Here is a 10664-nt window from a genome sequence, read left to right on the forward strand (position 1 = left end):
TCGGCAAGAAGTTGCCAAAAGAAATTCGGCTCCGACGCCGGAAAACGTTACCCTATGCAACTGAATTTTTTGCACATGCCCGAGGTACACCCGTGTTTTCCCAATTCGCCCTGCACGAACGCCTGCTCAAAGCCGTGGCCGAGCTGAAATTTGTCGAGCCGACGCCGGTGCAGGCAGCGGCCATCCCTTTGGCGTTGCAAGGGCGTGACCTGCGGGTGACGGCGCAAACCGGTAGCGGCAAGACCGCAGCCTTTGTCCTGCCGATGCTCAACCGCCTGGTTGACCTCAAGCAGAAGCGCGTCGAGATTCGTGCCCTGGTGCTGCTGCCGACCCGCGAGCTGGCGCAGCAGACCCTCAAGGAAGTCGAGCGTTTTTCCCAGTTCACCTTCATCAAGGCCGGGCTGATTACCGGGGGTGAAGACTTCAAGGAACAGGCCGCGATGCTGCGCAAGGTGCCGGACGTGCTGATCGGCACCCCGGGCCGCCTGCTCGAGCAGCTCAATGCCGGCAACCTGCACCTGGAGCATGTCCAGGTCATCGTGCTCGATGAAGCTGACCGCATGCTCGACATGGGCTTTGCCGAAGACGTCGAGCGCCTGTGCAACGAATGCCCGAACCGCGAACAGACCATGCTGTTCTCCGCCACCACCGGCGGCGCCGGCCTGCGCGACATGATCGGCAAGGTGCTGAAAACCCCTGAGCACCTGATGCTCAACAGTGTCAGCCAGCTGGCTGAAGGCACCCGCCAGCAGATCATCACTGCCGACCACAACCAGCACAAAGAGCAGATCATCCAGTGGCTGCTGGAAAACGAGACCTACGACAAAGCGATCATCTTCACCAACACCCGGGTGATGGCTGACCGCATCTACGGTCATCTGGTGGCCAAGGACTACAAAGCCTTCGTCCTGCACGGTGACAAGGACCAGAAAGACCGCAAGCTGGCCATCGAGCGCCTGAAACAGGGCGGCGCCAAGATTCTCGTTGCCACCGACGTCGCCGCCCGCGGCCTGGACGTCGATGGTCTGGACCTGGTGATCAACTTCGACATGCCACGCAGCGGCGACGAATACGTGCACCGCATCGGCCGTACCGGCCGTGCCGGTAACGAAGGCCTGGCGGTGTCGTTGATCTGTCACGGCGACTGGAACCTGATGTCGAGCATCGAGCGCTACCTGAAGCAGAGCTTCGAGCGCCGGGTGATCAAGGAAGTCAAAGGCACCTACACCGGGCCGAAGAAGGTCAAGGCCTCGGGCAAGGCGGCCGGTGTGAAAAAGAAAAAGACCGATAAAAAGGGCGACAAGAAGGTCGTGGCCAAGCGCAAGCCAACAGCCAAGCCAAAGCCTAACGCCCCGCTGGCCAGCGCTGACGGCCTGGCACCGCTCAAGCGCCGCAAGCCGGCGCCGGCTGCGGAGTAAGCGCAGGCCTCATCGCCGGCAAGGCCCGCTCCCACAGGTTCTTCGCAGTCCTTGTGGGAGCGGCGGTGCGGCGACCCGACTTGACCCGCGATTGTTTCACCCCGATTTCAAGATTTCTTCTCAGCGGTCTTCAGTTCCTGCAACCGCTTGTCGATCAGTTGGCACTTGTCCGGCAGATCCTTGCTGGCCGTGCCCAGGTCCATCTTCTGCAACTCATCATTGATCTCTTTGGCCTTCTGCGGGTTCTGCTCGGTGAGCTTGGTCACTTCCTTGGCCAGTTCTTCGCGTTTTGCCGTCGCTTCTTCCGGCGTGCAGGCCCAGCTGGGCAGGGCCAGCAGCAGGCTGGCGGCGGCTGCAATGTTCAACAGGGTCTTCATTGGCAGGCTCCTGGGCAATCAAGGTGAAGTCTTGCGGTTGAGCCCGGCCGGGCCGTTAAAGTTCAGTCGAACCGCAGCCACGCGCACCGGTCACAATCTTACCTACCCCTGATTGAGGCTATGCCGATGACCACCTACGACTGGGACCTGATCGAACGCCTGTTGCACGAAGCGCAGAACAGCGCCGGGCACAGTTTTACTCCCAGGCCTTACGCCGAGCAGCATGCGGCCAAGCTTGCGGCCGAAGGTGCAGCCCCTGGCGATCTCGATCATCTGAAAACGCTGGCATGTGAGTACGAAAAGCTGCTGTTCGAGCGCGGTTATTTTGCTTCACGCCCGGAAGATGAGGGCGGCAACGGTGAGAATTTTATCCTCACCGAGCGTGGCTCGCGGCTGCTGAGCCTGCTGGACAGCAGTATTCCGGGCAACGATCACCCGCGTCAGGTGCTGGATGAGCAAGAGGATGCACTGGACGAGGCGACCTTCGATCACTTGGCTTCCAAGGCGCAGATTGCCTGAAGCAGGTAACACAAGGCTGGCAATGAGCGGCCGCTGCCACTGATAATCGGCGCTGGATCCACTTCTGCCGAGAGCCTGCCATGTCGCTGCCAGAATCCGGGGGCGCCCGATGAGCGCCAGCCGCCGCAATACCGATGCCTTTGCCCTGCAAGTGATGCTGGTGCTGTGCCTGATCTGGGGCATCCAGCAGGTGATGATCAAGTGGGCCGCACCGGATATTGCCCCGGTGATGCAGCAGGCCATGCGCTCAGGGATGGCGGCGGTGCTGGTCGGCCTGCTGATGTGTTTTCGTGGCGGCTGGGACCAGGTCGCCAGCACCTGGCGCGGCGGGTTACTGGCCGGCTCCCTGTTTGGCCTGGAGTTTTTGTTCATCGCCGAAGGCCTGAAGCTGACCTCGGCGGCGCACATGTCGGTATTCCTCTACACCGCACCGGTGTTTACCGCCCTGGGCCTGCATTTCATGCTGCCCAGCGAGCGGCTGCGGCCCTTGCAGTGGCTAGGCATTTTGCTGGCGTTTGGCGGCATTGCGTTTGCCTTTGCCGGCGGCGTTTCCCTGGAGCATCTGGACGGGCAAGTGCTGCTGGGTGATGCCTTCGGTGTGCTGGCGGGCCTGGCCTGGGGCGCAACCACCGTGGTGGTGCGTGCCTCGCGGCTGTCTGAAGCGCCAGCGACCCTGACCCTGTTCTACCAGCTGGCGGTCGGATTTGTCGGCTTGCTGCTCATTGCCGTCGCCAGTGGCCAGGTTACCCAGGTGCAGTTCACCCCGCTGTCGATCGGCAGCCTGTTGTTCCAAGGCTTGATCGTGTCGTTTTTCAGCTACCTGACCTGGTTCTGGCTGCTGCGCCGCTACCTGGCCTCGAACCTGGCGGTATTCTCATTCATTACCCCGCTGTTCGGAGTGACCTTCGGCGTGCTGTTGCTGGGCGAGCCGCTGAGCCTGAACTTCGTCCTCGGGGCGATCATGGTGCTCTTCGGGGTGACCCTGGTCAGCGCTGAGCAGTGGGTGCGCCGGCGCCTGCGTAGCCTGCTCGGCTAGTCGACCACACGCGCAGCATGCCAGCAGATCGTGATCTGCGAATTTGTGCGCCTGGATCGATTTGCAACAAGGGGAAACAGTTACCCAGGCAGCGCAGATGGCGCAGGAGGCTTGATTGAGATCAAACTTGCCCCCAAGTCATGTTGTAGAGACATGCGCATTGCAATACTTGGGACTATGATCTGTATGAAGCATCGCAGGATTTATTCGCCGTGCAGGCTGACCCGTAAGGGGGAGTTATGAGAAACCATCTGTTCAACTGGCTCCACGACCTGGCCGCTGCCCTGGGCCTGATCCCGCCACCGCTGCAGCCGGTGCCGATCCCTACCGACGAAGAACAGCGCAAGCGCCAGCCACGTCGCTAAAACACATCGGCCGCCGCATCATTGCTGATGCGACGGCCGTGGTGCACCTGTCTATCAGGCCAGGTTGACGGCGCCTACCGGGCGGCGCGACATCAGGCTGACTACCACAAAGCTCACCAGGCCAATCGCCAGGCTGTAGTAGATCGGCGTGTTGGCATCCATCCCATCCTTGATCATGAACGCCAGGGCGGTAACGAAGCCCAGGGTCATGCTGGTGATCGCCGCCGCAGTGGTAGCGCGCTTCCAGTAGATGGCGCCGATCAGCGGAATCAGCATGCCGCCCACCAGCAGGTTATAGGCCAGGGTCAGGGCGCTGATCACATCAGTCACCACCAGGGCGATACCCAGCACGGCAATGCCGGTCAGCAGGGTGAACAGGCGGTTGATGCCCAGGCTCGACTGCTTGCCACCGCGCAGTTTCGGCAGCAGGTCTTCGGTCAGGACCGTGGAGGCGGCCAGCAGGCCGGCACTGGCGGTAGACATCATCGCTGCCAGCGCAGCGGCAATCACCAGGCCACGGATGCCGTCAGGCAGGGTGGATTTGACGATCGCGGCAAAGGCGTTGTTGGCGTTGTCCAGGTCCGGCAGGAGGACATGCGCGGCCATGCCGATCAGCGCGCACACCAGGCCGTAGATCACGCAGTACACGCCTGCGGTGGTACCGGCGTACTTGGCGACTTTTTCGTCACGGGCGGTGAACACCCGTTGCCAGATGTCCTGGCCGATCAGGATGCCGAAGAAGTAGATCAGGAAGTAGGTGATGATGGTGTCCCAGCCGATGGTGGTCAGGCTGAAGTTGCTGGCCGGCAACTTGGCCACCAGTTGATCCCAGCCACCGACCTTGTACAGGCAGATGGGCAGCAGGACGAACATCAGGCCGACGGTCTTGATCACGAACTGAACGATGTCGGTCAGGGTCAGCGACCACATGCCGCCGATGGTCGAGTACACCACTACCACGCCACCACCGAGCAGGATCGCGCCCCAGAACGGCAGGTCGAACAGTACTTGCAGGACGGTGCCGATGGCCAGGGTCGAGGTCACCGCGATCATCAGCGCGTATGCCAGCATGATCACCGCGCTGGCCTGGCGGGCCATGGGGTTGTAGCGTTTTTCCAGCACCTGGGTGACGGTGAAGATCTTCAGGCGCAGCAGTGGCTTGGCCAGGAACAGGTTCAGGGCGATGATGCCCAGGCCCAGCGCGGCGCACAGCCAGAAGCCGGAAATCCCGTGGACGTAACCCAGGCGCACGGTGCCGACGGTCGAAGCACCGCCCAGTACCGTGGCGGCCATGGTGCCCATGTACAGGCTTGGGCCCAGGTTACGCCCGGCCACCAGGTAATCTTCATGGGTTTTTGCCCGGCGCATGCCGAACCAGCCGAGCGCGAGCATGCCGGCCGCATAGATCAGAACAACGAATATGTCCAAGGCCATGGGTGTCTCCAATTATCTTTATTATGGTGAGATCGACCCCGGCGCCAGGCAAGCCTGACGCCGGGTCATTCGTCTACTCAGTGGGCCGTCGTTGCGCCCCGACTGTCATGGCTCCTGCCCTGTTGCAACTCCTGCTGTACAACCGTTAGCGGCGAACCACGCCCGGCAGTGCACAGAGCATTTCGTACAGCAGGTTGGCACCGAGCAGCGAAGTATTGCCGGTGGTGTCGTAAGGTGGCGAGACTTCGACCAGGTCGCAGCCGATCAGGTCCAGGCCCTGGCAACCGCGGATGATTTCCATCGCCTGGATGGTGGTCAGGCCGCCGATTTCCGGGGTGCCGGTGCCAGGCGCCCAGGCCGGGTCGATACCGTCGATGTCGAAGCTCAGGTAAACCGGGCCGCCACCGACCTTCTCGCGTACTTCGGCCATCAATGGCTCCAGCGACTTGTGCCAGCACTCTTCGGCCTGGACCACACGGAAGCCCTGCTTGCGGCTCCAGTTGAAATCTTCGGCGGTATAGCCCTGGGCGCGCAGGCCGATCTGCACCACGCGGTCGCAGTCCAGCAGGCCTTCTTCGACGGCGCGGCGGAAGGTGGTGCCGTGGGCGATCTTCTCACCGAACATGTGATCGTTGACGTCGGCGTGGGCATCGATGTGCACCAGCCCGACCTTGCCGTGCTTCTTGTGGATAGCGCGCAGGATCGGCAGGGTGATGGTGTGGTCACCGCCCATGGTCATGGGGATCACGTTGTGTTCGAGGATCTCGTCGTAGGCTTCTTCGATGATCCGCACGGCGTCGAGCAGGTTGAAGGTGTTGATCGCCACGTCGCCGATATCGGCAACCGACAACGAATCGAAGGGCGCAGCGCCAGTGGCCATGTTGTACGGGCGGATCATCACCGACTCGGCGCGGATCTGCCGTGGGCCGAAGCGGGTGCCGGAGCGCAGCGAGGTGCCGATGTCCAGCGGGATGCCGATGAACGCGGCATCCAGGCCTTCGGCGCTTTGCAGGTGAGGGAGACGGAGCATGGTGGCGATGCCGCCGAAGCGCGGCATTTCGTTGCCGCCCAGTGGTTGGTGCAGAATCTTGTCCACGGTCGGGCCTCATCGATTCGATTGTTCTAGTTGTTGGAACCTGTCTGGCTGGCCTTGGAAATATCCTGAAAAGCCGGCAAGCAGGTGCATTGCGGCAGAGTCTGCAAAAGGTAGTGGATGAAAAGAATCGCTACAGGCAAATACTTAGTTCAGGTTTTTCTGAACTAATGCCGACGTTGCGGTTAGAATCCGGCCATCTGTAGCCCTGCGGACCGCGATCACATGGCCTCTGCCTTGCCCGACCTGAAACTCCTGCGCATCTTCGTCAGCGTCGTGCGGCATCAAGGCTTTGCCAATGCCCAGCGCGAGCTGAACCTGTCGACTTCGGCAATCAGTACCTACATGAGCCAGCTCGAGGCGGCACTGGGCATCGTTCTCTGCCATCGCGGCCGCGGCGGTTTCAGCCTGACCAGCAAGGGCGAGCTGTTTCACCAGGAGACCTTGCGCCTGCTGGCAGAAATGGACGGTTTCGAGCAATACGCGGCGGCGCTCAAGGGCGAATTGCGCGGCACCCTCAACCTGGGAGTGATCGACTCCACTGTCGGCGATCGCGCCTTGCCCCTGGCCGAAGCCATCGGCGCCTACAGCCAGGAACACCCGGCGGTGCACTTGCACTTGTCGGTGTCCAGCCCCTACGAGCTGCAGCTGGGGGTGCAGGACAACCGCCTGGACCTGGCCATCGGCGCATTTTCCACACGCATGAGCGGGCTGGTCTATCAGCCCTTGTACCGCGAGCAGCACTGGCTGTACTGCAGCAACCGCCATCCGCTGTTCAACGAGCGGCGCATTCCCGAGCAGGTGATCACCCAGCAACGCATGGTCGGTCGCGGCTACTGGAGCCAGGCTGAGCTCGCCCGCCACGGCTTCAAGCACAGCGCGGCAACGGTGGAGAGTATGGAGGCGCAACTGATCCTGGTGCTGTCGGGCGCCTACATCGGCTACCTGCCCGAACACTATGCTCAGGCCTGGGCCGACAAGGGCGATTTGCGGGTGCTATCGCCGGCGACCTTCGGCTATCAGGCGCCGTTCTCCATGATCATTCGCCGTGGTCGCAGCCGCGAACCCTTGATCCAGACCTTCCGCGATCTGCTCAAGGCGCAACTCACTCCTGCCTGAACGAAACGGGCCCTTAAAAATTTAGTCGCGGCTGCAAAAAATCCTGAAAATATCGGCCGCAACCCCGTAATTGCTCTGCTAAACCTGTATTGGCTTGATGAAATTTCCCATCATTTCCTAAGCAGGGATCGCCCAGATGCGCATGAATTTGCCCGTCACTGAGCATGAAAGAACCTTTCCGAGCGAACAGCGGCTGATTTCCACTACCGACCTCAATAGCCGCATCACCTATTGCAACGACGCCTTCGTCGCCATCAGCGGTTTTACTTACGAGGAATTGCTCGGTCAGCCACACAATCTGGTGCGTCACCCGGACATGCCACCCTCGGTGTTCGGCCATATGTGGGAAACCATCAAGCAGGGCAAACCCTGGATGGGCGTGGTGAAAAATCGCGCCAAGAACGGCGATTTCTATTGGGTCAGTGCCTACGTCACGGCGATTTATGAAAACGGCCGGATCAGCGGCTACGAGTCGGTGCGCTCGGTGCCGACCCGCGAGCAGATCCGCCGGGCCACGGCTTTGTACGCAAGGCTGCGGCAAGGGCGCAGCCCGGTGCCATTCGCTGCTCGACTGGGCTCGGCGCTGGAGCACGGCTGGCCGTTGGTAGGCGCTGGCATCCTGTCGGTGATCAGCTATTTGTGGCTGCCCCAATACGCCGCCCTGGGCGTGCTGATGGCCAGTTTGCTCAGCGCCTGGTATCTCATCGAAGCCCGGCAGAACCGGGTGATCCGCCGTACCCTGGACGAACACCCGAAAGCCTTCACCAGCCCTCTGGTGGCCCTGACCTATAGCGACAACAGCGGCCTGCAGGGCCAGCTGGACCTGGCGATCATCAGTGAAGAAGCCCGCTTGCAGACTGCCCTGACGCGCCTGGTCGATGCTGGTGTCGGGGTGAAGGCGCGCGCCGCGCAATCCTCGGACTTGTCCGGGGCCCAGGCGCAGATGCTCGACAAACAACGTAGCGAAACCGACCAGTCGGCCACGGCCATTGCGCAAATGGCAGCGACCATCCAGGAAGTGACGCACAACGTGCAGAACACCGCCACGGCTGCATCGGACGCTGACCAACTGGCCCAGCAGGGCAGTGACCTGGCGCAGCAAAGCCTGCGGGCCATGGGCAGCATGGCCGAGGCGGTCAGTGACATCGGCCAGGCGGTCAATGCCCTGGCCGACCAGACCCAGTCGATCGGCAGCGTGGTCGATGTCATCACCTCGATTGCCGAACAGACCAACCTGCTGGCGCTCAATGCGGCGATCGAGGCTGCGCGGGCCGGTGAGCAGGGTCGGGGTTTTGCCGTGGTTGCCGACGAGGTGCGCTCGCTGGCACAGCGCACCCGGACCTCGACCGAGGAGATCCACCAGATCATCGCCTCGTTGCGCGCCGGCGCCGAGCGGGCGGTGTCCAGTGCCAGCAAGGGCGAGCAGATTTCCCGCGACAGTGTGCACAGTGTCGAGGCGGTGCAGTCGGCGCTGGTGGGGATTACCCAAGCGGTCAGCCGCATCACCGGCATGAGTCAGCAGATGGCCACGGCTTCGGAGCAGCAAAGCCATGTCGCCGAGGATATCAACCAGCAGATTACCCGCATTGCCCAGCTCTGCGATCACAGCGCCGGGCAGGCCAAGCAGGGGGCCGAGATCAGCCAGGACCTCGAACGCATGGCTGACTACCTGCACAGCCTGGCCGAACGTTTCAACCGCTGAAGCTTTTCGTCTCTCCCACAGGGAAGTGGGCTTTTTTCGGGACTGCTGTGGCACACTTTGCCCGCTCAGGAGAACCCGATGTCCAGAATCCACTGCGAGCGCTGCCTGCGCCCACAAGCCCATTGCCTTTGCCCGTTGATCCCGTCCCTCGACAGCCGCACCCGTGTACTGCTGCTGCAGCATCCCAGTGAAGTGCGCCACGCCCTCAATACCGCCAAGCTGGCGGCGCTTGGCTTGTGCAATGCGCAACTACGTGTGGGCGAAGTGTTCGAGGAGTTGCCTGAGCTGCTGGATGCACCGGGGTACCGCAGTGCGCTGTTGTTTCCGGGTGATGAGGCGAAGCCCTTGGCGCCGTATGCTGACGGCGAGGATGATCGACCGTGGCAACTGGTGGTGCCGGACGGCACCTGGCGCAAGGCGAGCAAGCTGCTGCACGTGAACCCGTTGCTCGCTGCTTTGCCGCGGGTCACCCTGGCCCAGGTCCAGCCCTCGCGCTATCGCCTGCGCAAGGCGCCGCAAGCGGGGGCGTTATCGACCCTGGAGGCGGTGGTGCAAGCGCTGAACGTGCTGGAGGCGCCGCAGAAATTCGATGCGCTGTTAAAGCCGTTCGAGGCGTTGATTGAGGGGCAGATTGCGGCGATGGGGCGCGAGACTTACGAGCGCAATCATCTGCGTTGAGCCACTGCGAGCGCTTTGCGCTCGATCGCTGGCAAGGCCAGCTCCCACAGGTCCAGTGAATGCAGATCCATTGGGCTGTCCCCAAGAAACTGGACAGCAATCCAACCTTGGGGGCAGTCCAGGACCAGTGAACACAGATCCATTGGGCTGCCCCCAAGAAACTGGACAGCAATCTAACCTTGGGGCAGTCCAGGTCCAGTGAATGCAGATCTATTGGGCTGTCCCCAAGAAACTGGACAGCAATCCAACCTTGGGGGCAGTCCAGGTCCAGTGAATGCAGATCTATTGGGCTGCCCCCAAGAAACTGGACAGCAATCCAACCTTGGGGGCAGTCCAGGTCCAGTGAATGCAGATCCATTGGGTTGCCCCTAAGAAACTGGACAGCAATCCAACCTTGGGGGCAGTCCAGGTCCAGTGAATGCAGATCTATTGGATCTGTCCCCAAGAAACTGGACACCAATCCAACCTTGGGGGCAGTCCAGGTCCAGTGAATGCAGATCTATTGGGCTGCCCCCAAGAAACTGGACACCAATCCAACCTTGGGCAGTCCAGGTCCAGTGAATGCAGATCTATTGGACTGCCCCCAAGAAACTGGACAGCAATCCAACCTTGGGGGCAGTCCAGGTCCAGTGAATGCAGATCTATTGGATCTGTCCCCAAGAAACTGGACACCAATCCAACCTTGGGCAGTCCAGGTCCAGTGAATGCAGATCTATTGGACTGTCCCCAAGAAACTGGACAGCAATCCAACCTTGGGGGCAGTCCAGGTCCAGTGAATGCAGATCCATTGGGTTGCCCCCAAGAAACTGGACAGCAATCCAACCTTGGGGGCAGTCCAGGTCCAGTGAATGCAGATCTATTGGACTGTCCCCAAGAAACTGGACAGCAATCCAACCTTGGGGGCAGTCCAGGTCCAGTGAATG

General features: G+C 61.4%; 9 protein-coding genes and 2 pseudogenes. 8 read left to right on the top strand and 3 right to left on the bottom strand.

The window, feature by feature from the left end; genetic code table 11:
• The first annotated feature begins 92 nt into the window (after window positions 1-92).
• The gene (locus tag ABIE20_RS10070) at window positions 93-1418 is read left to right on the top strand and encodes a DEAD/DEAH box helicase (protein WP_429504807.1); all 1326 of its coding nucleotides are present in this window, start codon (window positions 93-95) and stop codon (window positions 1416-1418) included.
• Window positions 1419-1525: 107 nt separating this feature from the next.
• On the opposite strand, the gene ABIE20_RS10075 is transcribed toward ABIE20_RS10070, so the two are convergent.
• Window positions 1526-1795, bottom strand: a complete 270-nt coding sequence (locus ABIE20_RS10075) for a hypothetical protein (RefSeq protein ID WP_429504809.1) — start codon at window positions 1793-1795, stop codon at window positions 1526-1528.
• A 126-nt stretch (window positions 1796-1921) separates the two neighbouring features.
• Here ABIE20_RS10075 and ABIE20_RS10080 point away from each other — a divergent pair, with 126 nt between their 5' ends.
• The 3 genes from ABIE20_RS10080 (at window position 1922) to ABIE20_RS10090 (ending at window position 3715) form a co-directional block, all read left to right on the top strand.
• Entirely contained in the window at window positions 1922-2314 is a 393-nt protein-coding gene (locus ABIE20_RS10080) for a transcriptional regulator (RefSeq protein ID WP_429504811.1), read from the top strand.
• 109 nt (window positions 2315-2423) lie between these two features.
• Window positions 2424-3350, top strand: coding sequence for a DMT family transporter (locus ABIE20_RS10085; protein WP_429504813.1), 927 nt, complete (start codon window positions 2424-2426; stop codon window positions 3348-3350).
• Between the two features lie 239 nt (window positions 3351-3589).
• Window positions 3590-3715: a PA1414 family protein gene (locus ABIE20_RS10090; protein ID WP_010223057.1), complete on the top strand. Its 126-nt coding sequence runs from the start codon at window positions 3590-3592 to the stop codon at window positions 3713-3715.
• Between the two features lie 54 nt (window positions 3716-3769).
• Here the strand turns inward: ABIE20_RS10090 and ABIE20_RS10095 are convergent, their stop codons facing one another.
• Window positions 3770-5149, bottom strand: a complete 1380-nt coding sequence (locus tag ABIE20_RS10095) for a sodium:solute symporter (protein ID WP_429504815.1) — start codon at window positions 5147-5149, stop codon at window positions 3770-3772.
• A gap of 145 nt (window positions 5150-5294) precedes the next feature.
• Entirely contained in the window at window positions 5295-6245 is a 951-nt protein-coding gene (gene speB, locus ABIE20_RS10100; RefSeq protein WP_045193392.1) for an agmatinase, read from the bottom strand.
• A 222-nt stretch (window positions 6246-6467) separates the two neighbouring features.
• Between speB and ABIE20_RS10105 the strand changes: the two genes are divergently transcribed.
• The 4 genes and pseudogenes from ABIE20_RS10105 to ABIE20_RS10120 all read left to right on the top strand — a co-directional run bounded on the left by ABIE20_RS10105 (window position 6468) and on the right by ABIE20_RS10120 (window position 9741).
• Entirely contained in the window at window positions 6468-7361 is an 894-nt protein-coding gene (locus tag ABIE20_RS10105) for a LysR family transcriptional regulator (protein WP_038996504.1), read from the top strand.
• Between the two features lie 142 nt (window positions 7362-7503).
• Window positions 7504-7809, top strand: a pseudogene (locus ABIE20_RS10110) (PAS domain-containing protein); the annotation flags it as partial.
• Between the two features lie 279 nt (window positions 7810-8088).
• Window positions 8089-9063 (top strand): annotated as a pseudogene (locus ABIE20_RS10115) (methyl-accepting chemotaxis protein); the annotation flags it as partial.
• Between the two features lie 78 nt (window positions 9064-9141).
• Entirely contained in the window at window positions 9142-9741 is a 600-nt protein-coding gene (locus tag ABIE20_RS10120) for a tRNA-uridine aminocarboxypropyltransferase (protein ID WP_429504817.1), read from the top strand.
• The last annotated feature ends 923 nt before the right edge of the window (window positions 9742-10664 follow it).

It is taken from the genome of Pseudomonas sp. 2835 (assembly GCF_050435905.1).
In the GTDB taxonomy this organism is placed as follows: Bacteria; Pseudomonadota; Gammaproteobacteria; order Pseudomonadales; family Pseudomonadaceae; genus Aquipseudomonas.